General features: G+C 59.4%; 28 protein-coding genes and 1 tRNA gene. 8 read left to right on the top strand and 21 right to left on the bottom strand.

Going from position 1 to position 25,713, the window contains the following annotated elements; all coding sequences use genetic code 11:
• Positions 1-87: 87 nt before the first annotated feature.
• Both ykgO and PM04_RS08780 read right to left on the bottom strand, forming a co-directional pair.
• A complete protein-coding gene (gene ykgO / locus PM04_RS17650) occupies positions 88-213 on the bottom strand; it encodes a type B 50S ribosomal protein L36 (RefSeq protein WP_050529488.1) in 126 nt (41 codons plus the stop codon).
• Between the two features lie 59 nt (positions 214-272).
• Positions 273-347, bottom strand: a tRNA-Val gene (locus tag PM04_RS08780).
• A gap of 124 nt (positions 348-471) precedes the next feature.
• Here PM04_RS08780 and PM04_RS08775 point away from each other — a divergent pair.
• Positions 472-1,335 (top strand): N-formylglutamate amidohydrolase, encoded by an 864-nt coding sequence (locus PM04_RS08775; protein WP_038005760.1) that lies wholly within the window; start codon positions 472-474, stop codon positions 1,333-1,335.
• A 5-nt stretch (positions 1,336-1,340) separates the two neighbouring features.
• On the opposite strand, the gene PM04_RS08770 is transcribed toward PM04_RS08775, so the two are convergent.
• The 3 genes from PM04_RS08770 to dapD all read right to left on the bottom strand — a co-directional run bounded on the left by PM04_RS08770 (position 1,341) and on the right by dapD (position 3,381).
• Positions 1,341-1,685, bottom strand: coding sequence for a hypothetical protein (locus tag PM04_RS08770; RefSeq protein WP_038005759.1), 345 nt, complete (start codon positions 1,683-1,685; stop codon positions 1,341-1,343).
• A gap of 45 nt (positions 1,686-1,730) precedes the next feature.
• Positions 1,731-2,465, bottom strand: coding sequence for a MipA/OmpV family protein (locus PM04_RS08765; RefSeq protein WP_038005758.1), 735 nt, complete (start codon positions 2,463-2,465; stop codon positions 1,731-1,733).
• Between the two features lie 88 nt (positions 2,466-2,553).
• Positions 2,554-3,381 carry a 2,3,4,5-tetrahydropyridine-2,6-dicarboxylate N-succinyltransferase gene (gene dapD / locus PM04_RS08760; protein WP_038005756.1) on the bottom strand — a complete coding sequence of 276 codons (828 nt, stop codon included), beginning with the start codon at positions 3,379-3,381 and terminating at the stop codon, positions 2,554-2,556.
• 276 nt (positions 3,382-3,657) lie between these two features.
• On the opposite strand from dapD, the gene PM04_RS08755 reads away from it, so the two are divergent.
• Entirely contained in the window at positions 3,658-4,470 is an 813-nt protein-coding gene (locus PM04_RS08755) for a TIGR00730 family Rossman fold protein (RefSeq protein WP_038005755.1), read from the top strand.
• On the opposite strand, the gene PM04_RS08750 is transcribed toward PM04_RS08755, so the two are convergent.
• The 6 genes from PM04_RS08750 to PM04_RS08725 are packed head-to-tail and all read right to left on the bottom strand — an operon-like array spanning position 4,467 to position 8,729.
• Positions 4,467-4,910: a DUF805 domain-containing protein gene (locus PM04_RS08750; protein ID WP_081946004.1), complete on the bottom strand. Its 444-nt coding sequence runs from the start codon at positions 4,908-4,910 to the stop codon at positions 4,467-4,469. The two genes, PM04_RS08755 and PM04_RS08750, sit on opposite strands and share 4 nt — an antisense overlap.
• Before the next feature lie 4 nt (positions 4,911-4,914).
• Positions 4,915-5,526 carry a glycerol-3-phosphate 1-O-acyltransferase PlsY gene (plsY, locus tag PM04_RS08745; RefSeq protein WP_152594010.1) on the bottom strand — a complete coding sequence of 204 codons (612 nt, stop codon included), beginning with the start codon at positions 5,524-5,526 and terminating at the stop codon, positions 4,915-4,917.
• Complete coding sequence (pyrC, locus tag PM04_RS08740) at positions 5,516-6,778, bottom strand: dihydroorotase (protein WP_038005754.1); 1,263 nt, start codon at positions 6,776-6,778, stop codon at positions 5,516-5,518. Before pyrC ends, plsY begins: the two co-directional genes overlap by 11 nt.
• Positions 6,775-7,218 (bottom strand): hypothetical protein, encoded by a 444-nt coding sequence (locus tag PM04_RS08735; protein WP_038005753.1) that lies wholly within the window; start codon positions 7,216-7,218, stop codon positions 6,775-6,777. The genes pyrC and PM04_RS08735 overlap by 4 nt, the downstream gene beginning before the upstream one ends.
• The gene (locus tag PM04_RS08730) at positions 7,215-7,757 is read right to left on the bottom strand and encodes a hypothetical protein (RefSeq protein WP_038005752.1); all 543 of its coding nucleotides are present in this window, start codon (positions 7,755-7,757) and stop codon (positions 7,215-7,217) included. Before PM04_RS08730 ends, PM04_RS08735 begins: the two co-directional genes overlap by 4 nt.
• Positions 7,758-7,775: 18 nt before the next feature.
• Complete coding sequence (locus tag PM04_RS08725; protein WP_038006023.1) at positions 7,776-8,729, bottom strand: aspartate carbamoyltransferase catalytic subunit; 954 nt, start codon at positions 8,727-8,729, stop codon at positions 7,776-7,778.
• A gap of 104 nt (positions 8,730-8,833) precedes the next feature.
• Here PM04_RS08725 and PM04_RS08720 point away from each other — a divergent pair, with 104 nt between their 5' ends.
• The 5 genes from PM04_RS08720 to PM04_RS08700 all read left to right on the top strand — a co-directional run bounded on the left by PM04_RS08720 (position 8,834) and on the right by PM04_RS08700 (position 15,740).
• Positions 8,834-9,625 (top strand): uracil-DNA glycosylase family protein, encoded by a 792-nt coding sequence (locus PM04_RS08720; protein ID WP_038005751.1) that lies wholly within the window; start codon positions 8,834-8,836, stop codon positions 9,623-9,625.
• 24 nt (positions 9,626-9,649) lie between these two features.
• Positions 9,650-10,273: a LysE family translocator gene (locus PM04_RS08715; protein ID WP_038005750.1), complete on the top strand. Its 624-nt coding sequence runs from the start codon at positions 9,650-9,652 to the stop codon at positions 10,271-10,273.
• Positions 10,270-10,812, top strand: coding sequence for a molybdenum cofactor biosynthesis protein B (gene moaB / locus PM04_RS08710; RefSeq protein WP_038005749.1), 543 nt, complete (start codon positions 10,270-10,272; stop codon positions 10,810-10,812). Before PM04_RS08715 ends, moaB begins: the two co-directional genes overlap by 4 nt.
• 98 nt (positions 10,813-10,910) lie before the next feature.
• The gene (locus tag PM04_RS17870; RefSeq protein WP_038005748.1) at positions 10,911-12,368 is read left to right on the top strand and encodes an efflux RND transporter periplasmic adaptor subunit; all 1,458 of its coding nucleotides are present in this window, start codon (positions 10,911-10,913) and stop codon (positions 12,366-12,368) included.
• A gap of 3 nt (positions 12,369-12,371) precedes the next feature.
• A complete protein-coding gene (locus PM04_RS08700) occupies positions 12,372-15,740 on the top strand; it encodes an efflux RND transporter permease subunit (protein WP_038005747.1) in 3,369 nt (1,122 codons plus the stop codon).
• On the opposite strand, the gene PM04_RS08695 is transcribed toward PM04_RS08700, so the two are convergent.
• Entirely contained in the window at positions 15,737-16,600 is an 864-nt protein-coding gene (locus PM04_RS08695; protein ID WP_052068347.1) for a protein-disulfide reductase DsbD domain-containing protein, read from the bottom strand. The genes PM04_RS08700 and PM04_RS08695 overlap by 4 nt on opposite strands.
• A gap of 68 nt (positions 16,601-16,668) precedes the next feature.
• Between PM04_RS08695 and PM04_RS08690 the strand changes: the two genes are divergently transcribed.
• Positions 16,669-17,241 carry a YqgE/AlgH family protein gene (locus tag PM04_RS08690; RefSeq protein ID WP_038005745.1) on the top strand — a complete coding sequence of 191 codons (573 nt, stop codon included), beginning with the start codon at positions 16,669-16,671 and terminating at the stop codon, positions 17,239-17,241.
• 4 nt (positions 17,242-17,245) lie between these two features.
• Here the strand turns inward: PM04_RS08690 and PM04_RS08685 are convergent, their stop codons facing one another.
• From PM04_RS08685 to PM04_RS08645, 9 genes are all read right to left on the bottom strand, one after another.
• Positions 17,246-17,686: a molybdenum cofactor biosynthesis protein MoaE gene (locus PM04_RS08685; RefSeq protein WP_038005744.1), complete on the bottom strand. Its 441-nt coding sequence runs from the start codon at positions 17,684-17,686 to the stop codon at positions 17,246-17,248.
• A gap of 1 nt (position 17,687) precedes the next feature.
• Positions 17,688-17,933, bottom strand: a complete 246-nt coding sequence (gene moaD, locus PM04_RS08680) for a molybdopterin converting factor subunit 1 (RefSeq protein WP_038006014.1) — start codon at positions 17,931-17,933, stop codon at positions 17,688-17,690.
• Positions 17,934-17,935: 2 nt separating this feature from the next.
• On the bottom strand, positions 17,936-18,598 hold the full coding sequence (gene pgsA, locus PM04_RS08675) for a CDP-diacylglycerol--glycerol-3-phosphate 3-phosphatidyltransferase (protein WP_038005743.1): 663 nt from the start codon (positions 18,596-18,598) through the stop codon (positions 17,936-17,938).
• Between the two features lie 18 nt (positions 18,599-18,616).
• Positions 18,617-20,422, bottom strand: a complete 1,806-nt coding sequence (gene uvrC, locus PM04_RS08670) for an excinuclease ABC subunit UvrC (RefSeq protein WP_234702855.1) — start codon at positions 20,420-20,422, stop codon at positions 18,617-18,619.
• A gap of 388 nt (positions 20,423-20,810) precedes the next feature.
• Positions 20,811-21,539, bottom strand: coding sequence for an SDR family oxidoreductase (locus PM04_RS08665; protein ID WP_052068348.1), 729 nt, complete (start codon positions 21,537-21,539; stop codon positions 20,811-20,813).
• 10 nt (positions 21,540-21,549) lie between these two features.
• Positions 21,550-22,500, bottom strand: a complete 951-nt coding sequence (locus PM04_RS08660) for a calcium/sodium antiporter (RefSeq protein WP_038005739.1) — start codon at positions 22,498-22,500, stop codon at positions 21,550-21,552.
• A 196-nt stretch (positions 22,501-22,696) separates the two neighbouring features.
• Positions 22,697-23,494 (bottom strand): S49 family peptidase, encoded by a 798-nt coding sequence (locus PM04_RS08655; RefSeq protein WP_038005738.1) that lies wholly within the window; start codon positions 23,492-23,494, stop codon positions 22,697-22,699.
• Positions 23,495-23,605: 111 nt separating this feature from the next.
• A complete protein-coding gene (locus PM04_RS08650) occupies positions 23,606-24,709 on the bottom strand; it encodes a flagellar basal body P-ring protein FlgI (protein ID WP_038005737.1) in 1,104 nt (367 codons plus the stop codon).
• Positions 24,706-25,713, bottom strand: a complete 1,008-nt coding sequence (locus PM04_RS08645) for a flagellin (RefSeq protein ID WP_038009545.1) — start codon at positions 25,711-25,713, stop codon at positions 24,706-24,708. Before PM04_RS08645 ends, PM04_RS08650 begins: the two co-directional genes overlap by 4 nt.

Genomic DNA, 25,713 nt, shown 5'->3' with positions numbered 1-25,713 from the left:
TGCGCCGTGTGTAACCGGGGGATGAAACGCAAAAAGCCGCCCCAAGGGACGGCCTTCAACGGTTCGCGAACGATCTTAAGCTGCCAATTAACCTTGGCGGGCTTTAAACCGACGCTGGGTCTTGTTGATCACGTAGACCCGGCCCTTACGGCGCACCACACGGCAGTCGCGGTGGCGGCTCTTGAGCGAACGAAGCGAGTTCTTAACCTTCATGTTCTATCTCCTCAAGCGCGGCGCGCGGTGACGCCAGCAGTGGTACCCAAAAGGGCAAATGGTGGGCGATACTGGGATCGAACCAGTGACCCCTTCGATGTCAACGAAGTGCTCTACCGCTGAGCTAATCACCCTATGAAACACACACCCCTAGGGGCGCGGCTGTGGACGGGTCTATAAGCGCTCCCCGAGGGGCACGCAAGGGGACTTTTGGCAATTGCGCAAACCGGTCTATAGTAGTGTACCAGAGGAGAGCAAATGACCCCCGAACCCTACTATTTAAGCCTCCCGCAGGGGCGTTCTAGCGCCGTTGTGGTGGCCTCGCCGCATTCTGGCCGCACGTATACCCCTGCTTTTTTGGAGGCGAGCGTGTTGGATTCGCGGGGGATTCGGTCCTCAGAGGATGCATTTGTTGATTTATTGCTGGATCGGGTGCCCAGTTTGGGTGCGCCGCTGATTACGGCGGATGCCCCGCGCGCCTATGTCGACCTAAACCGGTCGCAGGACGAATTGGACCCTGCGGTCATTGAAGACATCCCTCGCAGCGCGCTGAACCCGCGTGTGAGCAGTGGATTGGGTGTCATCCCGCGCGTTGTGTCCAATGGTCGGGCGATTTATCGGGGCAAAATTTCACGCCGTGAGGCCTTGGCGCGAATCGAAGCGATTTGGCGGCCCTATCATCGACAGCTTCAGTCGCTATTGGACGAAAGCCGCACACAATTTGGCCGGGCAATCCTGATCGATGTGCATTCGATGCCGCATGAGGCCATTGATTCTGTCCACCACACCCAGCATCTGCCCCCCGAGATCGTTCTGGGCGACCGGTTTGGCGCATCGTGTAACGGGCGGATCACCGATGCTGCCGAGGCTGCGTTTCGTCGCGCGGGGTTTCGCGTTGCGCGCAATGCGCCCTTTGCCGGGGCCTTTATCGCGCAGCATTATGGGCGGCCCTCGTACAATCAGCATGTCCTGCAAATTGAGATCGACCGCAGCCTGTATATGCATGAGCCGCTGATCCAGCCGAACGGTGAGTTTCACACATTCAAAGCGCGGTTTGAGGGTGTTTTGGCGGAGATCGTTGAAATTGGCGGCATGGGCATGCGCCCCCTCGCCGCCGAATAGCCCGCTTAGGCGTCTTGGTAAAACGTGGTGGTTTGGGCCACGACGACGGAGTTTTCGGCCAAGGCGCGGTCCATCAGGTCCTTTTCCTCGTCCGAGATGTCGTGCCCTTCGGCAAGACGTTCCTGCAAGGTGCCGTAGCCGGTCACCTCAAGCGGCGCGAGATCCGCGTGTTTCAGGAGCGCTACGGTTTCGCGCACGGCTTCGTCCTCATCCACGCCAGCTGCATAGCACATCAGTGCCGCACCGGTGGAGCCATCAGGCAGGCCATCGCCGTCCTTGCGGCCCACTTCGACCAGAAGCGTAAAGACATGCTGCGTGCGTTTGAGCTTTTTGGGTTTTTCATCCGTCATGCGCGCCAAATGGGGCCGCAGCCCTATTGATGTCAAGAGAGGCGATCAGAACGAGAATTGGATACCGACGCCGAGCGATAGGGTCGCATCCTCGGTCACAATCGGGCTGTCGGTGATTGCTGGGTCGAGGAAATCGGCCTGCACCGTGCCAAACACCCGCACCCGTGGCGACACCGGCAGGGACGCGTTCACCCCGATGTAGGGCGATGTCGTTGCGCCGGGATCAAAGGCAGGTCGACCAATAAACGCCTCCGCTGCGGTGACCCCGTACAAGTAGCGCGACAAATCCTGTGACCGCCACAGCGCGCCCGCGTAGACGCCCAGTGGAATGGCCCCAAGGGCAAAGCGCTGCGTAAGGCGCAAGTCCGCCTCTTGGCCATGATGCTCACCCGTGATTTCGTGCGCGACGGACAGATTAAGCCGCGTGCCCTGGGCGAAATCCAGCGCGTAGCTAAGCCCCGCATCAAGGGTCACGTCACGATCAATCCCGGCCAATTCCGGGCTATCGCTGTGCGTAAGGGCAAAGAACCGAGGCCTGAGAAAGATATCAAGGGCGGCCCGCTCACTCTGTGCGATATGTGCGGTGGCGCCGTTGGTTCCGATGTCAAAGGCTTCGGTGCGCACACCCAAGGTGGGCCGAAGGACAGTGGAGGTGGCCTCGCCCGCGTAAGGAGATGCACCCACACCCACAAACGCCCCAACGTACATCCCATCCTGCGCCTGCACAGGCAGGGCAGTCAGGAAAAAGGCCAAGAGCCGGGCGATGAAACGGGCAACCATAGGTTAATCTCTAACACGCAGAGATTAAGGAAGCCTTATGCTGCCCAGAGCACACCTCTGGGCAGCATTTGATCAGTTAGCGGTGGGTTTAGTCCCGCAGCAGCTCGTTAATCCCGGTCTTGGAGCGGGTCTGTGCATCGACGCGCTTCACGATGACCGCGCAATACAGGTTCACGCCGTTTTTCGACGGCATGGAGCCCGCGACAACCACCGAATAGGGAGGCACTTCGCCGTAGGTCACTTCGCCGGTTTCACGGTCCACGATTTTCGTGGATTTGCCGATAAACACACCCATGCCCAGCACCGAGCCTTCGCGTACGATGCAGCCTTCGACCACCTCGGAGCGCGCGCCGATAAAGCAGTTATCCTCAATGATTGTGGGGCCTGCTTGCATTGGTTCTAGTACGCCGCCAATGCCAACGCCGCCCGACAGGTGGACGTTTTTGCCGATCTGCGCGCAGGACCCGACGGTGGCCCATGTGTCGACCATTGTGCCGCTGTCGACGTAGGCGCCGAGGTTCACGAACGAAGGCATCAGAACAACGCCGGGGGCGATGTAGGCGGACTTGCGCACGACACAGTTTGGCACAGCGCGGAAGCCTGCGGTTTTCCATGCGTCAGCATCCCAGCCGTGGAATTTGCTGTCGACTTTGTCCCACCATGTGCTGCCTTGCGGCCCACCTGTGTGCGGTTCCATATCCTTAATGCGGAAGCCCAAAAGCACTGCTTTCTTGGCCCATTGGTTAACGTGCCAATCGCCATTTTCCAGCCGCTCAGCGACACGCAGGGTGCCGCTGTCGAGCGCGGCGAGGGTGTCCTCAATCGCGTCGCGGGTTTGGCCCGTGGTGTCAGGCGTGATGGCGTCACGACCTTCCCAGGCGAGTTCGATGGCGGTTTCAAGCTGTGCGTTGGACATGGGTGGCTCCCTCAAGCGGTGCAGTTCGATTGCGCGGGCTATAGCGGGCTGGGCGCGAGGCTGCAATCGGCCAGAGGGCCCCTACGTCAGCCCGCCCGTCCAAAATCTATGATTTTGCGGGGTGAACGGTCCAAAATAGCCGGGGTGTTGCAGGGGCGGAATTAGCAGCGCTTTGCCTTATTACCTGCACACTTATACGGCACCATGACGGGTGGCCACTTGCATATTTGAGACATTGGCCATCAACTGAAAGGACGCGTTCTGAAAGGATCTGCCATGAAAGATGATACCCGCCGCCACCCGTTTCGCGATAGCGAGCAGGACAGACACACCGCGGAGGCTGTACCCGACACGCCGCAAACACGTGCCCCCGCCTACCGGCTCGCCTTTACGGATTCGGATTTTATGCTGCGCGAAGAACTGCGCCCGGTGCGTTTGCAACTCGAACTGCTCAAGCCGCAGATGATCATGGATGAGCGCGGGATCGATAGCACAATTGTGATGTTTGGCGGCGCACGCATCCCCGCCCCCGGCGCGCCTGCGCGGACCGAAACACTGGCCGGACTGTCGAAATACTATGATGAGGCCCGCACATTCGCACGGCTCATGACCGAAAAATCGATGGAGACCTACGGCAAGGAAAACGTCATCGCAACGGGCGGTGGCCCCGGCGTTATGGAGGCCGGAAACCGTGGCGCGATGGATGCGGGCGGTGCCTCCATCGGGTTGAACATCGTGCTTCCGTTTGAGCAGGCGCCCAACGAATACGTCACCCCGGACCTCAGCTTTAACTTTCACTATTTTGCTATCCGCAAGATGCACTTTTTGATGCGCGCCCGCGCGATCACGGTGTTTCCGGGCGGCTTTGGCACGCTGGATGAAACGTTTGAAGCCCTGACCCTGATCCAGACACAGCGCATGGAGCCGGTGCCGTTTCTGCTGTTTGGGGAGGCATTCTGGCGGTCGATCATCAACTGGGAAACGCTCGCCGAGGCGGGGACGATCTCAGAAGAAGATCTCAAGCTGTTCCGGTTCGTTGAGACCGCCGAAGAAGCGATGGAGGCGATCGAGAACTGGGAAACGCCCTAGCTATCGTCGCCTGAACGCGGGATGCGAGATTTGCGGTAGCTATCGTCCATGACGTTATCAAACTCGGACGGGGCGCCGCGGTCACGCATTGTGGGCGCTTGTTCGCCCGAGATGGGATCACCGCCGAAACGGTTTGGCCCATCCGTGCCCTTGAGGGCGAGAATAATCAGCAAGGCAAGCCCGCCGATGAACGGGACCAAGACGAGCAAAATCCACCATCCGCGCATATCCCGGTCGTGCAAGCGACGCACACCGACGGCAAGGGATGGCAGCAGCATCGCGAGCGACCAAAGCACATTGAGGCCATCGCTGATCAAGGCGGTGACCAACCCGATGCCAATGTTGAACAGAAAGAACCACCAGTATTCGGATCGCCGCGCGCGGCCCTGAAAATCCGCATACTTCGTCAAACAGGTTTTGACGGCCGTCACAAAATCCATGGTTCTATCCTTTTTTACCAATCCTTGGCTCGCTGCCCTTGAGCAGGCGATTAATGTTTTCATGGTGGCGCAGGCCGATCAGAAAAGCCAGAGCCACGCATAGTGCCATGGCCTGTGGCGCGCCCAACAGCGTCGCAGCCATCGGAGAGAGCGCCGCCGCCACAAGTGCCGCGAGCGATGAAATCCGGAAAACGGCCGCGATCACGGCCCATGTGGCACAGGCCGCAAGCCCGATGGGAAAGCTGAGCGCCAGAAGCGTACCAAGGAACGTCGCCACCCCTTTGCCGCCCTTGAACCCCAGAAAGACGGGAAAGCAATGCCCGAGGAACGCCGCAAAACCGGCCAGTTGCGCGGCGTCCTCGCCCAGTGCCGCGCGGGCCAGCAGGACCGCAGCCCCGCCTTTGCCTGCATCCCCCAAGAGGGTCAAAAGAGCCGCCAGTTTATTGCCTGTCCGCAGGACGTTCGTGGCCCCGATGTTGCCAGAGCCAACCTGCCGCAAATCCCCCAAGCCAAACATCCGCGCCATCACGATGCCGAACGGCACCGACCCCAGCATGTAGGCGGCCACCGCCGTTAGCCCCAACAGTGGCAGGGCAGTGCTGATCTCAGGCAGCATGTTTAAAGACCTCGGCCCCGGCGACATAGGTGGCCAGCACGCGACCCTCCATCCGGTGACCATCATAGGGAGTGTTCTTGGATTTTGACCGTAGGCGCGTGCGGTCCATCACGAAGGGCGCGTCGGGATCAAACAGCACAAGATCCGCGGGCGCCCCTTCGGCCAAGCGCCCACCGGGCAGGCCCAAACGCTTGGCTGGGTTAAGGGACAGAGCGCGCCACAGCGTCGCGAGATCCATGTGACCTGCGTGCACCAATCGCATCGCAGCGGGCAACAGTGTTTCGAGCGCGACAGCCCCTGAGGCGGCCTCCTCAAAGGGGAGGCGTTTGCTTTCTTCGTCCTGCGGGGTGTGCATCGAGCTGATGATATCAATCGCGCCAGACGCTACGGCCTCGGCGATCGCGATGCGGTCTTCTTCGGCGCGAAGGGGCGGTTTGATTTTGAAGAACGTGCGGTAGTCATCCACATCCAGCGCGTTCAGCGTGAGGTGGTGGATTGAGGTGCCCGCCGTGACGTCCAGACCTGCCGCCTTGGCCCGTTCCAACGCAGGCAACGCATGGGCCGTAGTGATCTGATCGGCGTGGTATCGCACGCCCGTCATCTCAACCAGCGCGAGGTCACGTTCCAGCCCGATCCGCTCCGCCAGAGGAGAAACCCCCGGCAAACCACGCAGCGTCGCAAACTTGCCCGAGGTCACCGACGACCCCGCCGAAAGGCCCGGCTCTTGGGGGTGGGCAATGACCAGCGCGCCGAGACCACGGGCATAGGTCATGGCGCGCGACAAAACCTTGGTGTTGGTCACGACAGCATCGCAATCGGTAAAGGCCAACGCGCCTGCGTCCTGCAAAAACCCGATCTCGACCATCTCACGGCCTTCGCGGCCCTTGGTCAGCGCAGCCATCTGGTGGACATTGACCCGCGCCATGTCCCGCCCCCGCCGCAGCGCGTATTCCAGCGTTTCGGGCGTATCGACAGCCGGGTCCGTGTCGGGACGGCAGACAATCGTCGTAACGCCACCTGCCGCTGCCGCCGCACCCGCCGTGCGAAAGCTCTCTTTGTGGCGTTCACCGGGTTCACCAACCTTAACACCCATGTCGACAATCCCGGGGGCGAGGCATTTGCCACCCCCATCAATCACCCGGTCCGCAGGACCATCGGCGGTGATGACACCGTTCTCGATGCGCAGCGCGCCAAGGGTTTCTGTGCCCTGTTCAGGATCAATCAGGCGGACGTTTTCAAAGCGCAGGCTCATCTGGCGGCTCGCTCCCACAAGTGTTGCTCTAGCCATATGGCATGGCGGAGGTTTTGGATCGCATACGTGGTCTTGCCCCGGCCGCGCAAGTGTAGCGTCGCGCCGATGCGGCGAATACGGGTGATCTGCTCATACCGCAGAGACCACAAAAGCCGCCCCTGCTGGACCTCTGCGATGCGGTGAGTCGTGAGCAAATAATCGGATGGGCGCCGCAGGCTGGCCAGCGCGACAAGCGGCGCAAGGCCAAGCGCGGTCGTCAGCAGCGTGGTGCCATCCGGGTCATAGGCCCCGCCACGCAAAAGCGCGACAAACGCCATGCCGGCGGGAATGCATAGCACCGCAAGAAGCAGTTCGCTGAGCAAACGGACCTCTCGGTCCTCATGCAGCCACATCACCGCGCGCTCATCCGGCAGAGGCAGGCGTGGCACATCTCGGGTCATCCGCCTTGCCCCAACCAAATCAGCAAAAGGATAACGGCCACCACGATGATGACCCAAGGTTGCGGCGTGCGGCGCGGAGGTACGAACGGCGTCTTGGGGGCGGCGGGTGTCAAATCCACCTCAGGCATCTCGCGCGGAGCAGTGTCCGCCGGAATAGGCGCGAGACTGGCGATGTGGCGGATGTGGGCGGGCATGTGCAGCGTGACCTCGGCCCGGCCCAGCGCACGCGGGGTCAGGATAATCACATCGCCGCCCAAGCCATCGAGCCGCGCCTTGGATTGCGCAAGGACCTCTGGCGCGATGTCATACGCCTCTTGCAGGTAGCTGCGCAGCCCCATGCCCGCAATATCGGCCACGGCGAACACCTCAGCCCCCGTTGGGTCCAACGCGGGGTGATCAAACAGCATCGGCAGGGTCGTATCGACGGCCGACGGATCCTCAAGCTGGCTCAGGAACGTCTGCCGTTCTGGCCCGGTGTCCGTATCGCTGACGGCAAAGATGTGGATGCGCGTGTCGTGAGCCGGAATGCTGAGGTTCATGTCCGCGCGCCCCTTTTCCTAGACCATAACACCCGCAGAGGCCCGGGATTCGCGCAAGTTGCGCGCAAGCAAATCCATCGCGGCCATACGCACGGCCACGCCCATCTCAACCTGTTCTTGGATAACAGAGCGGTTGATGTCGTCGGCCAGCGTGCCGTCGATCTCGACCCCACGGTTCATCGGGCCGGGGTGCATGACGATGGCGTCGTCCTTTGCATGGCTCAGCTTTTCCGCGTCCAGCCCGTAGCGGTGATAGTATTCGCGTTCTGACGGGATGAAGCCGCCGTCCATACGCTCACGCTGAAGGCGCAGCATCATCACGACGTCGGCGCCCGCAAGGCCCTCGCGCATATCATCATAAACCTCGACCCCGAACTCGGACACGCCCGAGGGCATCAAGGTCGGTGGCCCCACAAGGCGCACGCGGTTTTCCATTTTGCCCAGCAGGATGAGGTTTGAGCGCGCCACACGGCTGTGTGCGATATCGCCACAGATGGCGATGGTCAGGCGGTGCAACCGCCCCTTGGCACGGCGGATCGTCAGCGCATCAAGCAACGCCTGCGTCGGATGTTCGTGCCGCCCGTCGCCTGCATTCAGGACCGCGCAGTTGACCTTTTGCGCCAGCAAATCCACTGCGCCGGAGTGCGGGTGCCGCACGACCAGCAAGTCTGGGTGCATCGCATTCAGCGTAAGGGCCGTGTCAATCAGGGTCTCGCCCTTTTTGATGCTGCTGGCCTGCATCGCCATGTTCATGACATCCGCGCCCAGCCGCTTGCCCGCCAGTTCAAAACTGGCCTGCGTGCGGGTTGAATTCTCGAAGAACATGTTGATCTGGGTCAGGCCCGCCAACGCGTCGCTGTGTTTGACCACGCCACGACCCAGTTCGGCGTACCGATCGGACAGGTCCAACAGCGTTGTGATTTCAGTAGGATGGAGGGGCTCAATGCCCAAGAGGTGCTTCTGTGTGAACATCTCGACCGCCTTGTTCAGGTTGAGGCGGTATAGACCCGTGGGGGCGGCACGTGCAAGCACTGCGGCCCCTTTCCACGCCGGAGCGGGCGCACTACTCTGCACAAATGGATTCTCTTGATCAGATGGATAGCGCGACGGCCCTTGCCCTGCTGGAATGGCAGGTTGAGATGGGCGTGAGCGATGCCATTCTGGTGGATCCAGTGGATCGCTATGCATTGGCGGCCAAGGCCCCCAAGCCCGCAGCCCCCGCAAAACCGAACGGCCGGGCGGCCCCGCCGCAACTGCCCCCCGAGGTCGATACCGTCGCCGCCGCCAAAGAGGCCGCCGCAAGTGCCACTGATCTAGCCGGGCTAGAGGCCGCGATGGCAGGTTACACGCATTGCAACCTGCGCCAAGGCGCGCGGAACCTTGTGTTCAGCGATGGGCGCGCGGATGCCCGCGTTATGATTATTGGTGAGGCCCCCGCCCGCGATGAGGACCAGCAGGGCAAGCCTTTTGTCGGCGAAGCCGGGCATCTGTTTGACAAGATGTTTGCCGCCATCGGCATGGCCCGCGATCACGCCGAGCCGCATGCAGCCCTGTACCTGACAAACGTTCTGCCGTGGCGCCCGCCCCATGACCGCGACCCAAAACCCGAAGAAGTCGCCATGATGCTGCCGTTTCTGACGCGGCATGTGGAATTGGCGAACCCGGATTTCATCGTGCTGATGGGCAATCACGCCTGCCGCACCGCCCTTGGCAAGGCGGGGATTACGCGGTTGCGCGGCACATGGACCGAAAGCTTTGGCAAGCCGACCTTGCCGATGTTTCACCCCGATTACCTGCTGCGCACACCGGCAACCAAGCGTGACGCTTGGGCCGATCTTTTGGCGCTACAGGCGCGTCTTCTTTCATAAACTCCGAACAGCGGACCCTGCACCATGCCCATTGATCTGTTGCTCTATCTTGCGTTTTTGCCCGCTGTTTTGGCCCTTGTGGTGACACCGGGCCCTGACATGATGTTTGCGATGGCCCAAGGGCTACGCGGCGGCACCCGTGTGGCTGTGGCCGCCGCTGCGGGCATTTCGGCAGGCGCGTTGATCAATGCAACCCTCGCGGGTGCAGGCCTAGGTTACGTCGTAGAACGCGCGCCTTGGGTGTTTGGCGTCGTGCGTTGGGTTGGCGTGGCCTATTTGGCGTACCTTGCATGGAAAACGCTGACCACGCCGCTGACGGGTGAAAGCAAAGCAAAAATCCGCCCCTCGCGAGCATTTCGTGACGGGTTGATCGTGAACCTGTCGAACCCGTCGATGATCTTTTTCATCCTCGCGTTTATCCCCCAATTCGTGGACCCCACGCGCCCGATTTTTGCACAATTCGTCATTTATGGCGCGACCATCGCCGTGTTGGGGTTTGGCGTTAAATCCACCGCTGGAGCCTTTGCGGGACAGCTCGGCCCGTGGCTGGCGCGCAGCCCGCGCGCAGAACGCACATTGCGCTGGGTGACGGCAAGCGTCTTTGGTGCCCTAGCCGCCCGCGTCGCCCTAACAGGAGTAAAAGCATGAGCCGTATTGACGAAACCCTCGATTTTATCCCGGTTCGGATCGCCGTTTTGACGGTGTCGGACACCCGCGAATTGAGCGAGGATCGCTCTGGTGATGTGCTAGCGGGCCGGATCGAAGCGGCGGGCCATACATTGGCTGACCGCAAAATTATCCGTGATGAACGCCACGAAATTGCAGATCAACTGCGCGCGTGGTGCGCCGATCCGCAGGTGGATATCGTGATCTCGACCGGCGGGACCGGGCTAACGGGCCGCGATGTCACCGTTGAAGCCCATCGCGACGTCTATGAAAAAGAGATTGATGCCTTCGGGACCGTGTTTACGATGATCTCGTTCAAAAAGATCGGCACCTCGGCCATTCAATCGCGCGCCTGTGGGGGGGTGGCGGGGGGCACCTATTTGTTCGCCCTGCCCGGGTCACCCGGCGCGTGCAAGGACGGCTGGGACGAAATCCTATCGCTGCAACTGGATTACCGGCATCGACCCTGTAACTTTATTGAGATCATGCCCCGTCTGGATGAACATTTGCGACGGAAATAGGCACCTGCCCCGTGTGAGTGTCGTATAAGAGGTGGATGCGTTTGGGATTATTCTCATAACAACCTATATCCACAGGGACACATCGGAGCCGCCACGACATGAGATTTCTAGGTCGCAGCCTGACCGCGCTCTTTTTATTGGCCCTCACGTTTGGGTTATTGGGACTGGCAGGCAACAGCATTTACAGTGCACTTGAGGCGCGATGGGCCCAAGAAGACCGGGCACGTCCGGCGCGTGAGCGTGTGTTTGCCGTGAACGTGGTTGAGGCGCAGGCCCGCGACACCCGCCCCGAGCTGCGCGTTTTCGCCGAAATCCAAGCCGCCCGCGTGCTGGAACTGCGCACCCCAAGTGCGGGCACCATTGTGGAACTGGCCGACGGTTTTGAAGAAGGCGGGCGTGTGCGCGCGGGCCAACTGCTGTTGCGGCTTGACCCCGCCGAGACGGACGCTGCCCTCGCCTCAGCGCGCAATGACCTGAGCGAGGCAGAGGCCGATGCCCGCGATGCCGCCCGGCTGTTGGTGCTGGCACGCGCCGAAGTTGATGCCGCCCGCGCACAAGCAGACCTGCGTGATGCCGCCCTGACCCGCCAGAAAAGCCTGTTAGACCGCGGCGTTGGCACCGATGCCGCCGTCGAAACTGCCGCCCTTGCCCTGTCCTCGGCCGAACAAGTGGTCCTGACCCGAAGACAAGCGTTGGCCAGCGCAGAGGCCCGCGTTGATCAAACCGCCACCAACATGGAACGCCGCCGCATCGCCCTGCGGGAGGCGCAGCGCGAACGTGCCCAAACCGAGATTTTCGCCGAATTTGACGGCACGCTCAGCACTGTCACCGTGGCCCAAGGTGGCCGCGTTGGCGCGAATGAAAAGATCGCTGAGATCATTGATCCGACCGAGCTAGAGGCCGCCATTCGTGTGTCCACCGCGCAGCATTCGCGGCTTGTGGATGCGAATGGTCAATTGCGTCGCGCGCCTGCACAGGTCGTGCTGGATGTGCTGGGCATGGATATCACAGCCCGCGCCACCTTGACCCGTGAGGCCCCCGCAGTGGGCGACGGTCAGACCGGTCGGCTTGTGTTTGCGGCACTAGATGCGCCCGGCAGTTTGCGCCCCGGCGATCTGGTTGAGGTCCGGATCCAAGAACCTCAGCTTGACGATGTGATACGCCTGCCCGCCACGGCCCTGAGCGCGCAGAATAGGGTGTTGATTTTGGGCCAAGACGATCGGTTGGAAGAGGTGTCCGTGACGCTGATGCGGCGACAGGGTGATGACATTCTGATCCGCGCACCCGGCCTAGAAGGCCAGCAAGTCGTCGCAGAACGCACGCCGCTTTTGGGGGCCGGGATCAAGGTCCGCCCCCTCGGCCCGCAGGCCGCTACAAACACCGAAGCAGATGATTTGGTGGAGCTAACCGGTGAACGTCGCGCCGCCATGGTCGCCTACATTGAGGCCGATGGCCGCCTATCGGAGGAAGCCAAACGCCGGATGCTCGCGCGGCTGTCACAAGACAAGGTGCCCGCAGCCATGGTCGCGCGGATCGAATCCCGCATGGGGAGCTAGCCCGTGTCGATCATCAGCTATTTCACCCGACACCGAACAGCGGCGAACCTGCTGCTGATCTGTCTTGTCGTGGCGGGGCTGGCCGCGCTGCCCAACATGCGGGCGCAGTTTTTTCCCGACGTTGTCGTGGAAAACGTGCGCGTCAATGTCACCTGGGATGGCGCGGGTGCTGAGGACATTGACGCAGGCGTGGCCCAAGTGTTGGAGCCTGCACTGCTGGCGGTTGAGGGCGTTTCCGAAACCACCGTCACCTCCCGTGAGGGGAGCGCCGCCGTCCGATTGGACTTTGAACCCGGTTGGGACATGTCGCGTGCCGCCGATGACGTGCAATCCGCTGTGGATGCCGTGACAGGCCTGCCCGAAGGCATAGATGAGCCGACCGTGCGCCGGGGCAATTGGCGCGACAGGGTGACCGACGTGGTGATCACCGGCCCCGTGGGCGTGGATCAGTTGGCGCGGTTTACCGATGAATACGTCACGCGTCTGTTCGCCGCTGGGGTCACGCGCACCACCATCCGCGGGATCGCCGCACCTGAAATCGTAGTGGAGGTGCCGACAGTCGCGCTGATCCGGCATGACGTGACCCTCGCCCAGATCGCGGAGGCTATTCGTGCGGAGGCTGATGCCGACCCCGCAGGCGACGTGACGGGGGCCAATACGCGCGTGCGCACGGGCGTCGAAAAACGCGACCCCGCCGCAGTGGCCAACATCGTTCTGCGCCGCGAAGCATCAGGCGCGTCCCTCACCATCGGGGACGTGGCCACGATCCGCCAAGACGGCGTCGACCGGGAGCGCGCCTATTTTGTGGGTGACAACTCTGCGATCTCGATCCGCGTGGATCGGTCTGCCCAAGGGGATGCCATCGCCATCCAGCGAACTGTTGCGGACATAGCCGCGGAAATGGAATTGACCCTACCCGAAGGCGTACAAATTGAGCTGATCCGCACCCGGGCCGAGGCTATCACGGGACGTATCGGCATCCTCTTGGACAATGGTTTGATGGGGCTGGGGCTGGTCGTTTTGATCCTGTTCCTATTCCTGAACGCCCGCACCGCATTTTGGGTCGCGGCGGGTATCCCCACCGCGATGATGGCTGCACTTGCGTTCATGTACTTGGCCGGAATTACGATCAACATGATCTCGCTTTTCGCGCTGATCATCACGTTGGGCATCGTGGTGGATGACGCCATCGTTGTGGGTGAGCACGCAGATTTTCGGGTACGCCGCTTGGGCGAAGACCCCGTCACAGCCGCAGAAAACGCGGCCAAGCGCATGTCACTGCCGGTGCTGTCGGCCACCATTACGACGATCATCGCGTTCTTTGGCCTTGTCGCAATTGGCGGGCGGTTTGGCACATTGATCGCGGATATTCCGTTCACCGTGATCGTGGTCCTGATCGCCAGCTTGATCGAGTGTTTCTTGATCCTGCCCAACCACATGGCCCACGCACTGGCCCACTCTGCCAAGGAGCATTGGTATGATTGGCCCTCCCGGCAGGTAAACCGGGGCTTTCGCTATGTCCGCGAACACCTGTTCCGCCCCTTTATGGGCTGGGTAATCTTGGCCAGATATCCGGTCGTTGCAGTGATGGTTCTGCTGCTCGCTACGCAGGCGGCGGTGTTCATTAAGGGCGACGTCACTTGGCGGTTCTTTAACGCGCCTGAGCGCAGCTCTGTCACCGGGAATTTCGCCATGCTAGAGGGCGCGACCCGCGCTGACAGTATAGAAATGATGCGTGAAATGCAGCGCGCGGCCCGAGCCGTTGGCGCGGCCTACGCCGAAGAATACGGCACCAACCCGCTGGCCTATGTGTTGTCAGAGGTCGGGGGCAACGCGGGCCGCGCATTGGACAGTGCGGACACCAAAGGGCCGGAGCTGTTGGGCTCTATCTCGATTGAACTGATCGACCCGGACTTGCGCCCCTATTCCAGCTTTGAATTCGTCGCAGCCCTGCGCGATGAGGTGCAACAAACGCCCCTGACGGAAGAGGTCAGCTTTCGCGGATGGCGGTCCGGGCCGGGGGGCGATTCAATCTCGGTCCAGTTTTATGGCGCCAATAGCGAAACGCTGAAGGCCGCAGCCGAGGCGCTGAAAACCGCGCTTGGCCCCTTCCCGGAGGTTTCGGGCCTGCAAGACACCCTGCCCTACGACAAGGATGAGGTGATCCTACAGCTTACCCCCCAAGGAGAGGCGCTTGGTTTTGACATCGACGCGCTAGGGCGCACCCTGCGCAATCGGTTTTCCGGGATTGAGGCTGCAACCTTCCCCGTTGGACCACGCACGGGCGCAATCAGGGTGGAACTACCCGAGGGTGAGCTGACTGCTGATTTCCTTGACCGCACGCTCATGCCCGCGCCTACCGGTGGCTTTGTCCCACTGGCCGATATTGTCCGCACCGAGGTCCGTTCAGGCTTTCGCACGATCCTACGCGAGAATGGTTTACGGGTTGTGACCGTGTCAGGTGATTTGTCCGAGGACGATCCACAACGCGCCACTGAGATCATGGAGCGGTTGCGCGACGTGATTGTGCCGCAAATTGAAGCCGAACAACAGGTTGCCGCTCAAATTGGCGGTCTGGCGGAGCAAGAAAGCGACTTTCTTAGCGATGCGTTGTTGGGCCTGATCCTGTGTCTGACGGGCATTTACCTTGTGCTGAGTTGGATCTTTGCCAGCTGGACCCGGCCTGCGGTGATCATGGCGATCATTCCCTTTGGCCTGATCGGCACGATCTATGGTCACGCCCAGTGGGACGTACCGCTGTCGATGTTCACCGTCGTCGGGCTGATCGGCATGGTGGGCATTATCATCAACGATTCCATCGTCTTGATCACCACCGTGGATGAGTATGAACAAGACCGCGCCTTGGTTCCCGCCATCATCGACGCAACATGTGATCGACTGCGACCTGTGTTTTTGACCACGATGACGACGGTGCTTGGCCTTGCGCCTTTGCTGTATGAAAGCTCATCGCAGGCGCAGTTTTTACGACCCACAGTGATCACGCTTTGCTATGGCCTTGGGTTCGGCATGGTGTTGGTTTTGCTGTTGGTCCCAGCATTGCTGAGCATCGGGCACGATGTGCAGCGGCAAATGGTGTCCCTGCGGCGCAGCCTGCGCCTGCCGGTGGCGACGCGCGGGCGAAATTTTGGGCTGATGTCGGTGGGCGTCGGCGTGATACTCGCTACGTGGGCCGCTGCGACATTGGGGGCTGTTTTGGTCAACGGAACTCTACCAGGCCTACTGGCGCCACTTTTACCGCCCGCGCCCACACTGACCGCAACGCTTGGCCTGTTCGGAGCCGGATCGTTTGTTATCTGTGTTGTCGGCTACATTGTCGGTGGGGTGACCCTTTGGCGGCGTGGCATGGCCTAGCGGCCCGTGCAACCGAAGTATTCCACCGCACCTTCGCGCCCAACCACGGTGAACCGCAGGCCGCTACGATCAAGGCTGACCGGAGCATCATCTGGGCGCATAAACTCGGTCTGAGTGCGCAAAACGCGACCCTCGCGGGACACCGATGTATCCGCGACCCAAATGCGATCATGGGCGTGCAATATTTCAACCGCCACGGCCTCATCCCCGCCAAGTGCGCGCACTTGCGGGATATCCGCGCTAAGCATGACGCCGCTATCAGAGGGACGAATGGAGCAACGTATCTGCCCCCGCCCCGCACTTGGCCGGTCACGCAACGCGGCCACAACGGCCGCATCAGATTGACCAATCGGCGGCAATTCTGCGCGAACATTCACCTTCGCAGGCAGACAAATATCAAGACAAACTCCGATCTCAATTTGCGCCTCAAGCATGATGGGTGCGGCAGGATTAATCGGTGCCAATTCGATGGGCAGCACGAAATCCTGTGTATAGCCTAGAGACGGGTAACCCGCTGTAAGAAAGGGCGTTGGTGTCGGCCAATGGATCACGGCGCCGGATATATTACCCGAGCCTGCCCACTGCAAACGCGGGGCAATCCCGCTGGCCCCCGGGCTGCGCCAATACGTTTTCCAGCCGTCGGCCAATCGCACCTCTAGGCCCGCAAAATGGCGACCGTCGGCATCGCGCCAACCTTCACGCACCTCAATCTGAACGACGTCGTCAAGGCTCGTCAGTAGGACCTGAGCCGAGGCAGGCGAAGTGAGGCAAACAAAGCAAAGGAAGATGAAGCGAAACATAGCCAAGGCATAAGCCTGAAAATCAAGACCGCAAAGGTCAAAACCCACACAATCTGTCACGGTTGTGTCATCACAATTCGCTATCAGACCTTGCATGAAAGTTGAAATAGACACACAATGTGTAAGAAATGGATGACACTGAGGCTGTATATCTCGCGGGTAAATTGCTGATTGCGATGCCCGGAACAACCGACCCGCAATTCAAGCGGTCGCTCGTGTACATCTGCGCCCATTCCAGCGAGGGCGCGATGGGTTTGGTGATCAACCGCCGCCTACCCGACCTGTCTCTGGCCGCAATGCTCACGCGGATCGGCATCGAAAATCACCGCATGTTGCACCAAAAACCCGTCCACAACGGCGGCCCGGTTGAGCGTGAGCGTGGCTTTGTCCTGCACTCAACCGAATATGCCGCCGGTAGCGCCACGCTTAAGGTGAACAAAGGTTTCTCGATGACCGCGACGATGGATATCCTTGAGGACATCGCTCAAGGCATTGGCCCGGTGCGGCGGTTGGTGGCCCTGGGGTATTGTGGCTGGGGTCCAGGGCAACTGGATCAAGAAATGCTCGACAACGGCTGGCTCACGCTGACGCCGGGACCCGGGCTGGTGTTTTCAACCGATGATGAAACGAAATGGACCAGCGCGCTAAACATGCTGGGCGTGCAACCCAAGCTGCTGTCGGCGACAGCGGGCCACGCCTAGAGCGTTACCAGCGGTCTAACGCAGCCTCATCGCTGTCTTTTGCATCCACCCAATCAGCGCTCGCGGCAGTGACCTCTTTTTTCCAAAAGGGTGCGCGTGATTTGAGATAATCCATCAGGTATTCCGCAGCCTCAAAGGCTTGTGCACGGTGGCGTGCGGCAGTGGCGACCATCATGATTTGCTCACCGGGCGAAAGCGCGCCGTAGCGGTGAATAACCAGCACATCGCGCAAATCCCAGCGCGCAGATGCTTCCTGCGCGATCTTGGTTAGGGCCTTTTCGGTCATGCCCGGGTAATGCTCAATCACCATCTGTTGCAGCGGATCATCCGGCAAATCGCGCACGATACCGCTGAATGTGACAACCGCACCAACATCGGGACCCTTGCCAAAATCTGCTGTCTCCGTGGCTGCGGAAAAATCCTGTTCTTGCACGACGATGCGCATGCTAACCCCCGGTCATCGGTGGGAAAAATGCGACTTCGCGCGCACCAGACAGCGCAGTGTCCAAAGGCACCAAATCTTGATCCACAGCGGCCCGGATCGCGCTCATGTCAGAAAACGCCACGGCATAGCGATCTTCGCGCGCAGACAGCTCCGCCACTAGATCAGCCACGGTCGCGGCTTCGGTTTCGACCGTTTCCCGGGGCAGGCCAATCCGCTCCCGGAGCCATGCGAAATAGAGCACTTCGATTTTCATGCGTCCCTCAAAAATGGCAATGCTTTACGAAAGTAGTCAAACCCTGTGATCGCGGTTAACGCCGCAGCGACCCACAGCAGAACCGTGCCTGCGTACCACGTCACGCTGGCGGCTTGGGCATTCCAAATCAGCCCCAATTCATCGCTGATCTCCCCGGCAAAAATGGCCTGAACCATCGCGGGGTCCATGCCAACCGTGCGTTCCAACACGTTGTGCTGAAACACCCCGGTCGCAAATAAAACCGCAAGCGCTACCATCTGGGCGGTGGTTTTCCACTTGGCCAAGTTCGTAACCTTGAGCGTGCCAGCCGTGTCGCCCAAAAACTCCCGCAAGCCGGACACAAAAACCTCCCGAAAGAGGATCAGCGTCGCAGGGAGCAAAATCCACGGGTTCATCCCGGAAAAACCCGTAATGACGCACAACGCGATCACGACCATAGCCTTGTCAGCTATGGGGTCCAGCATCGCGCCAAACTTGCTTTCTTGCTGCCATTTGCGGGCCAAGTAGCCATCTGCCCAGTCCGTCACAGCAGCCGTGATAAACAGGATCAGCGCGAACCAATCCGCCCACGGCCGATTGAAATACAGGAACATCACCGCCACACCCGGCGCCGCAAGAAGACGCAAGAGCGTCAGGATATTGGGGATATTCAATGTCATGCGCACACCTTTAGCGTGTCAGCCACGATCATGGAAGAAGTCATGGATGGTTTCTGCCAAGGCACCCGAAATCCCATCAACCGCCTTTAGATCGGCAAGGCCTGCACGCGCCACAGCCTTTGCGCTGCCAAAGTGCGCAAGAAGTGCCTTTTTGCGGCCTGGGCCTACGCCGGGCACCTCATCCAAGGGGTTGGCCATGACCGATTTGGCGCGCTTCGCCCGGTGCGTTCCGATCGCGAAACGGTGGGCTTCGTCGCGCAAACGTTGCACGAAATACAGCACGGGATCATTGTGCCGCAGCGCAAAAGGCGATGAACCGGGGCGATAGAATTCTTCCTTGCCGGCATCCCGATCGACACCTTTGGCGACCCCGATAAAGGGCACATCCGAGATTCCCAATTCGCCCATAATCTCTGCCACGGCACTGATCTGCCCCGCGCCGCCGTCAATAAGCAAAAGGTCCGGCCATGCTTCGCTTTGACGGTCGGGATCTTCCTTCAGTAGGCGCTTAAACCGACGGGTTAGCACTTCTTTCATCATACCGAAGTCATCACCCGGAGTCAGATCATCCCCCTTGATGTTAAACTTGCGGTACTGAGATTTAATGAAACCTTCTGTGCCGCTCACAATCATCCCGCCTACGGCGTTGGTGCCCTGAATGTGTGAGTTATCGTACACTTCAATTCGCTGCGGAGGGGACTTCAGCCCGAACGCCTCCGCCAAGCCTTTCAGCAGCTTATCCTGCGTCGCGGCCTCACTCATTTTACGCACCAAGCTTTCGCGCGCGTTACGTGTGGCGCCCGAAACAAGTTCCAGCTTTTCTCCGCGCTGGGGCACAAGGATCTCAACCTTGCGGCCCAGCTTTTCCGCAAGCGCTTCGGTCATGAGGTCTTCGTCCTCAATCCCATGCGACAGGATCAGTTGACGTGCGGGGTCTTTGGTTGCGTAGAACTGCCCCAAAAACGCCTGCATAACCTCGGCTGGGGAAACATCCGCACCGACCCGAGGGTAGAAGTCCTGATTACCCCAGTTTTGATTGGCGCGAATAAAGAACACCTGAACGCAGGCCTGCCCCCCCTCCATGTGCAGACCGATGATGTCCGCCTCAGAGACCCCGCGCGGGTTAATGCCCTGTACCGATTGCACGTTCGTGAGCGCCTTGATCCGGTCCCGCAAAGCTGCTGCGCGCTCAAACTCCATGTCATCGCTGGCAGCCTGCATTTGAGCGGCGAGTGTTTCCTGAATTTCGGTCGAATGCCCCGACAAAAACCGCGTCGCGTCCTCTACCGACTGGGCGTATTCCGCCTTGGAAATCAATCCGACACAGGGGCCCGAACACCGCTTGATCTGATACAACAGACACGGACGAGATCGTCCCTCAAACTGGGCATTGGTACAGTTGCGCAGCAAGAACACTTTTTGCAGCTGGTTAAGCGTACGGTTTACTGCGCCCGCACTGGCGAAAGGTCCGAAATAGGCGCCCTTCTCAGTCTTTTTGCCCCGATGCTTTTTGATCTGGGCAAAGTCGTGCGACTGACTGACCAGAATGTTCGGAAAGCTTTTGTCGTCCCGCAGCAGAACGTTGTAGCGCGGCTTGAGTTGTTTGATCAGGTTTTGCTCAAGCAACAGCGCCTCAGTTTCGGTCCGCGTCGTCAGAAACATCATCGACGTGGTTTCGCGGATCATCCGCGCAATCCGAGGTGAGTGGCCCGAGGACTTGGCATAATTGGCAACGCGCCGCTTTAGGTTGCGCGCCTTGCCGACGTACAACACCCGAGATTCTGCGTCCAACATCCGGTACACACCGGGGCTGCCGTCCAGCATTTTGACCTGCTCGGCAATGTAGCTGTGCCCTGTGATTGCCTCGACTTCACTCACCACGCGATTCCCTTTTGGCTGCAATGTTGCTGCCCCTCCTGCAAGTCATAACCTATCCACTGAAATTGTGGAAAACCTTGGGGGCAAAAAAAACATAGGTCTGAAAACATGCAGGTTTTTCACTGTTCCGTTACATTGCTTAAAAATTAGGCGCGCCTTTAAGTATTTGAAATCATAAGTTATTATCTTATGAATTTAACCATATCCAAAGGCGCTTCACACTTCATTCACATTTCTTACTTGGCTATCGGCCCGGTGGACAAGACTGCTGCGGAAGAATGATTTTCGGCAAATATTAAGCATTTAGGCTGCTTTGCAGGCCACTTTTAAGGTTTCACTCGACACGAACAGACATCAGCTGGCCGGTCACCGCAGGTGCCTGTGAAAAATAGCGCACGGCCGTCGCAACCTCGCTAAAATTCGCAAAGCCTTCCCCAGTAAATCGCTGATCTGAGGCATGGGCCGCGAACTGGTACTGTCCGGGCCGTTGCGGACCAAGACCGATCGCATTCACACGAATATCAGGTGCCAAATCCAGAGCCGCCGTTTTGGTAAACGCCTTCAGCCCCGCCGCAGCAATCGAATGGGTCATGAAGTCTGGCGCACAATCGCTGACCCTTTGATCGATGATGTTCAGGATGAGATTCTGCGCAAATGGCTCACCATTCTGTGCACGCATGCCTTTGGGCGCCTGTTGTGCAAAACGCTGCGCAAGCCGCAGAGGTGCCCAAAGAGCCGCATCCATGCTTTGGTCCCATTCTGCGCGGGATAGAGTCACGAGCGCATCAGGCGACAAAGGCGCGGTACTGTTGATCAGGCAGGTCAAGGGACCACCCAATCCCTCACTTGCGTCCGATACGAGGGCATCAAGCTGCGCAGCATCCTGCATATCGGCTTCCATTGCGACGGCCTTACGACCCTTCGAGCGGACCTGCTCAGCCAAGTTCACAGTGGACGCAACGTCCTGAAGCGCGAGATTAAAACCTAGATCCGCAAGAGCCAAGGCCATTGCCGCACCCAAAGGCGACGCGGCACCTGTCACAAGGGCTGCATTTCCGATCATAGCGGGCCTCCTAGATCAGAACGAAGACGAGATAAACGCCGTAGATCGCAGTCAGGCCAATGCCCCAGATCCGCGTAATATCCTGACGCATGAAGACGAACGGGATCATGATCAACGATGCAGCCAACATCACCCATAGGTCGAACCGCAAGAACTCGGGCGGAACAGGAATTGGCCCGACAAGCGTTGCGATGCCTGTGATCGCGAGCAAGTTGAACATGTTGGAGCCGATCACATTCCCAAGTGCTACGTCCGCGTGACGGCGCAGCGCCGCCATGACGGTTGTCGCAAGCTCCGGCAAAGAGGTGCCAATCGCCACAAGCGTCAGGCCAATAACAGTATCGCTAACGTTGTAGGCTTCTGCGATTGTGACAGAGCTTTTGACCAAAAGGTCCGCGCCAACCGGCAGACCGATCAGCCCAAGCACCAAATAGACAGCAATGCGCCAGCCGGGAAGGTTAGCATCCGCGCCTTCCACTTCTTCTTCCTCAGCCTCTTTCCCCGCAGCGCGGTGTGCCATCGCCTCGCGAAAGGATCGGCCAAGAATAATGAACAGCGCCGCTAGTAAGATTAGCCCGTGTATCCACGTCAGTGCCCCTGTGAAACACAACCCGATGAACAAAACCGTTGAGGCAATCATGATCAGGTAGTCACGCCGGGAATTGCACATAGACGTGTGCATCGTTGCCAATATCGCAGGCACGCCCAGCACCATCAAAACGTTAGCCGTGTTTGAGCCCACAACATTGCCCAGCGCGAGCCCCGGCACATCCTCAAGCACGGAATCGATAGCGATGAGAAGCTCCGGTGCTGATGTCCCGAAGGCGACCACGGTCAGGCTAACAATCAATGCGGGCAAACCAAGCCGCAAGCTTAGGTTTACTGCGCCTTTGACCAGCGTATCGCCCGCGATCAATAAAATGACGAGGCCTAACCCCGCCGTCAAAAACTCGACCGTCACGCGTTCATCCCTTCTTGCCCCGGGTGTCGCAGGGACAGGGTGTTTTGCCGACCAAAGGTGCACCGCAGGATTTACAACGCCCGCGTCCCAGCACCTTTGGGGAAATTTTACCGATACCGGGCACGCGCAAACGCCCGAACATGGCCAAAACGACCATGCCAACCAGAAAGAAAGTGACGATTTTTACAAGCACAGTTCAGAGCCCATACCGCGCCCAAAGCGCGCGATCCTCAACAGCCCCGACAACAGCATCAAGGCTCGCCAATCCGAGGCGCTGCGCAAGTGAACGACGCTGACCGTAATGCGCAAACTTCACTTTTTCACCGTAGGTTGACTGCATCTTGTCCTCTAAGTGGCCGATCCCATCGACCAATCCGACATCAACGGCCTTTTGGCCGACCCAGATTTCTCCGGTAAAGAGGTCTTTGTCCGAACTCAACTTGTCGCCGCGGCGTGCTATGACGTGGTCAATGAAGCTTTGATGGATTTGCGCCTGCAGGGATTTAAGCCGCTCAATATCTTCGGCACGTTCAGGGCGAAACGGGTCCAGCATGGATTTATCTTTGCCGGCAGTGTGCACGCGCCGTTCAATCCCTTGGCGCGTCATCAATTCATGGAAACCAAAGGACGATGAGATCACCCCGATGCTCCCCACGACCGAGCTGTCATCAATCGTGATATCGTCTGCCGCACATGCAAGCCAGTATCCGCCCGACGCCGCGACGTCCTCGACAAAAGCGTGAACCGGTAGTTTGTGTTTCGTTGCAAGACGTCGAATATGCGCGCCGATCAGTGCGCTCTGGACAGGCGATCCGCCCGGTGAGTTAATGATCAAAGCAACGGCTTTGGGTTTGCCTTTACGAAAAGCACGAGCAAGCATAGGCGCGAGGCCCGCATGGTTGAGCCCGCCACGCGCACCGGATGCAATAATTCCTTGCAGGCGGACTACAGCGACCACGGGATCGGACTTTAGGAAGGGCACCCATTTTTTCATAAAATTTCATGTAGAGTGCCGAAGTAGAGGCAACAAGGTGCAGTTGCTCCGCATGACATAATTGTTGCCATGCCGGGACACTTTTTTAACTTTAGCACCTAGAAAACAACCTTATCGCACGATGAATTCAGCATGCAGGGCACCGGCGGCCTTAATCGACTTAAGGATGTCGATCATGTCGCGCGGTGATACCCCCAGAGCGTTCAAGCCCGAGATCACCTCAGATAGGTTCACGCCCCCTTCGACCAGCGCCAAGCCCGGCCCCTCGTCCTCTCCGATGGCGACTTGCGTGCGCGGTACAACCATTGTCTCGCCCTCAGAAAAAGGGTTTGGCTGCACCACTGTGGGCGTCTCTTGTATCCTGAGTGTTAAGTTACCTTGGCTAACCGCGACTTGACTGATCCGAACATCACGGCCCATCACGATTGTTCCGGAGGCCTGATCGACAATCACGCGTGCCCTTTGCTCAGGTGCGACGCGGACATTTTCAACAACGCTGAGAGCATGGGCCGGAGAGGCCAACTGTGTTGCATCAATGTCCAACAGAACAGTCCCGGCATCCAGCATTTGCGCCACAGGGCGGTTAAACTCACTGTTAATGGCGGCCTCGATCCGCGCAGCCGTCGTGAAATCCGGCGACCGTAGCGCGAGACGCAACTGGCTCATCTGACTGAAATCGAAATCAACCTCTCGCTCTACCCGGGCACCAGCGGGGATAACACCCGCCGTGGGCACACCCTGTACAACGCTGCCCGCTTCACCGGTGGCTGAAACGCCACCTGCAATGATCGTACCTTGGGAGACCGCATAGATTTCACCGTCTGCTGCCGTTAGCGGCGTCATCACTAGTGTACCGCCCAATAGGCTTTTGGCATCACCAATGGCAGAGACCGTCACATCGACGCGCCCCCCAGAGCGCGCAAACGCAGGCAGGCTTGCGGTTACGATAACCGCCGCGACATTCTTGGGGCGAAACTGCTCTCCGGTGACGTTGACGCCCAGCCGTTCGAGAATGCCGGACATGATTTCCTCGGTGAAGGGCGCGTTCCGCAGGCCATCACCCGTCCCGTTAAGGCCAACCACCAACCCGTAGCCCACTAAATCGTTGCCCCGAACGCCGTCAAACTCAACCAAATCCTTGATCCGAATTGAATTCGCCAAAGCGGCTCCGGCAAAGCAAATTAACATCGTGAGGGCTAAGAAAATGCGTGTCATCTCAGGAAATCCGTCAAGCTGAGGCGCGAGAGACGCGCGGTAATTGTGTAAAGGCTTTCAAGGCGGGTTGTGGCGTCTTCAAGCGCAGTGGCCGTCTCAAACGGGTCGGCTGATAAAAGATCCGATCGACTTATTTGCAGGGCTGACAACTGGGCGTTGGCTCGCGTTTCGGCAATTTCGATCGCCTCTTCGGTTTGGCCGAGTTCTCCGCGCAGGTAGGTAATCTGCGTCGCACCTTCCAGAAGCTCATCGGTTGCATTTTTCATCACCATTTCCGCATCTGCGGGACCGTTTGGCAGACTCAGGTCATTCAGCAAGGCCACCTTAACGGCGGCGGCCAGCGCATCACGAATTTCGGGCCGATCTGCTGTGATGTTCAGAGCGATCATATCCCTATCACCCACAAGGAACCCAGCGGATGGTGCGGCGGTTCCATTGTAGGCCGTCGTGGTAAAATCCGCGCCATCAGCGAACCACGCATCCACCACATTGATCACGTCCTGCGCGGTTGTCTGCGCCTGGGCCAATGGGCGGATCGCATTGAGCATCTGATCCGCATCGATCACAGGCGCGGTATCTGTGGCTTGTCCCGCAAAGAGGAAACGCCCAGCCACAGATGTATTCAGCGCCGACACCATCGCATCGAGCGTATTCCGTCCGGTCGTTGCCATCGTGCCTGCATTAGACTGAAGGCCCGAGGCCGAAACAGCCAGAAGGCTGCTCGAGAGCCCCTCTACCTCTTGTTGAAATAGGTCAAGACTGCCTTGCATAGTCTCGGTCGTGACACGCGCTTCGTTCGCGGCGCGCACATAGGTCTGCGCGAGGGAGATGCCGCGCTCTAGCCCCGACAGAAGGGAAAAATCGTTGCCGACAGCCTTGGGCACGTCCGCTTTCAATCCTGTCGACAGCTCTGCCGAGAGCGTCGTGATCTGTTGTTTTGTCTCAACATTTTGACGTCTTAAAAAGAGCGTCTGAGACATGTCGCCAATAGACGTAAGCGCCAT

The sequence above is a fragment of the Thalassobacter sp. 16PALIMAR09 genome (genome assembly GCF_000765485.1).
Taxonomy (GTDB): domain Bacteria; phylum Pseudomonadota; class Alphaproteobacteria; order Rhodobacterales; family Rhodobacteraceae; genus Thalassobacter; species Thalassobacter stenotrophicus.
Note: the sequence above shows the minus strand (reverse complement) of the source record. Positions and strands in the feature narration are given on the sequence as shown.

Bases quoted from the DNA above. Each gene is read 5' to 3' on its own strand.
- ykgO (WP_050529488.1), bottom strand. From the start codon at position 213: ATGAAGGTTAAGAACTCGCTTCGTTCGCTCAAGAGCCGCCACCGCGAC.
- PM04_RS08775 (WP_038005760.1), top strand. From the start codon at position 472: ATGACCCCCGAACCCTACTATTTAAGCCTCCCGCAGGGGCGTTCTAGC.
- PM04_RS08770 (WP_038005759.1), bottom strand. From the start codon at position 1,685: ATGACGGATGAAAAACCCAAAAAGCTCAAACGCACGCAGCATGTCTTT.
- PM04_RS08765 (WP_038005758.1), bottom strand. From the start codon at position 2,465: ATGGTTGCCCGTTTCATCGCCCGGCTCTTGGCCTTTTTCCTGACTGCC.
- dapD (WP_038005756.1), bottom strand. From the start codon at position 3,381: ATGTCCAACGCACAGCTTGAAACCGCCATCGAACTCGCCTGGGAAGGT.
- PM04_RS08755 (WP_038005755.1), top strand. From the start codon at position 3,658: ATGAAAGATGATACCCGCCGCCACCCGTTTCGCGATAGCGAGCAGGAC.
- PM04_RS08750 (WP_081946004.1), bottom strand. From the start codon at position 4,910: ATGGATTTTGTGACGGCCGTCAAAACCTGTTTGACGAAGTATGCGGAT.
- plsY (WP_152594010.1), bottom strand. From the start codon at position 5,526: ATGCTGCCTGAGATCAGCACTGCCCTGCCACTGTTGGGGCTAACGGCG.
- pyrC (WP_038005754.1), bottom strand. From the start codon at position 6,778: ATGAGCCTGCGCTTTGAAAACGTCCGCCTGATTGATCCTGAACAGGGC.
- PM04_RS08735 (WP_038005753.1), bottom strand. From the start codon at position 7,218: ATGACCCGAGATGTGCCACGCCTGCCTCTGCCGGATGAGCGCGCGGTG.
- PM04_RS08730 (WP_038005752.1), bottom strand. From the start codon at position 7,757: ATGAACCTCAGCATTCCGGCTCACGACACGCGCATCCACATCTTTGCC.
- PM04_RS08725 (WP_038006023.1), bottom strand. From the start codon at position 8,729: ATGTTCACACAGAAGCACCTCTTGGGCATTGAGCCCCTCCATCCTACT.
- PM04_RS08720 (WP_038005751.1), top strand. From the start codon at position 8,834: ATGGATTCTCTTGATCAGATGGATAGCGCGACGGCCCTTGCCCTGCTG.
- PM04_RS08715 (WP_038005750.1), top strand. From the start codon at position 9,650: ATGCCCATTGATCTGTTGCTCTATCTTGCGTTTTTGCCCGCTGTTTTG.
- moaB (WP_038005749.1), top strand. From the start codon at position 10,270: ATGAGCCGTATTGACGAAACCCTCGATTTTATCCCGGTTCGGATCGCC.
- PM04_RS17870 (WP_038005748.1), top strand. From the start codon at position 10,911: ATGAGATTTCTAGGTCGCAGCCTGACCGCGCTCTTTTTATTGGCCCTC.
- PM04_RS08690 (WP_038005745.1), top strand. From the start codon at position 16,669: ATGGATGACACTGAGGCTGTATATCTCGCGGGTAAATTGCTGATTGCG.
- PM04_RS08685 (WP_038005744.1), bottom strand. From the start codon at position 17,686: ATGCGCATCGTCGTGCAAGAACAGGATTTTTCCGCAGCCACGGAGACA.
- pgsA (WP_038005743.1), bottom strand. From the start codon at position 18,598: ATGACATTGAATATCCCCAATATCCTGACGCTCTTGCGTCTTCTTGCG.
- uvrC (WP_234702855.1), bottom strand. From the start codon at position 20,422: ATGCTGGACGGCAGCCCCGGTGTGTACCGGATGTTGGACGCAGAATCT.
- PM04_RS08665 (WP_052068348.1), bottom strand. From the start codon at position 21,539: ATGATCGGAAATGCAGCCCTTGTGACAGGTGCCGCGTCGCCTTTGGGT.
- PM04_RS08655 (WP_038005738.1), bottom strand. From the start codon at position 23,494: ATGAAAAAATGGGTGCCCTTCCTAAAGTCCGATCCCGTGGTCGCTGTA.
- PM04_RS08650 (WP_038005737.1), bottom strand. From the start codon at position 24,709: ATGACACGCATTTTCTTAGCCCTCACGATGTTAATTTGCTTTGCCGGA.
- PM04_RS08645 (WP_038009545.1), bottom strand. From the start codon at position 25,713: ATGGCGCTTACGTCTATTGGCGACATGTCTCAGACGCTCTTTTTAAGA.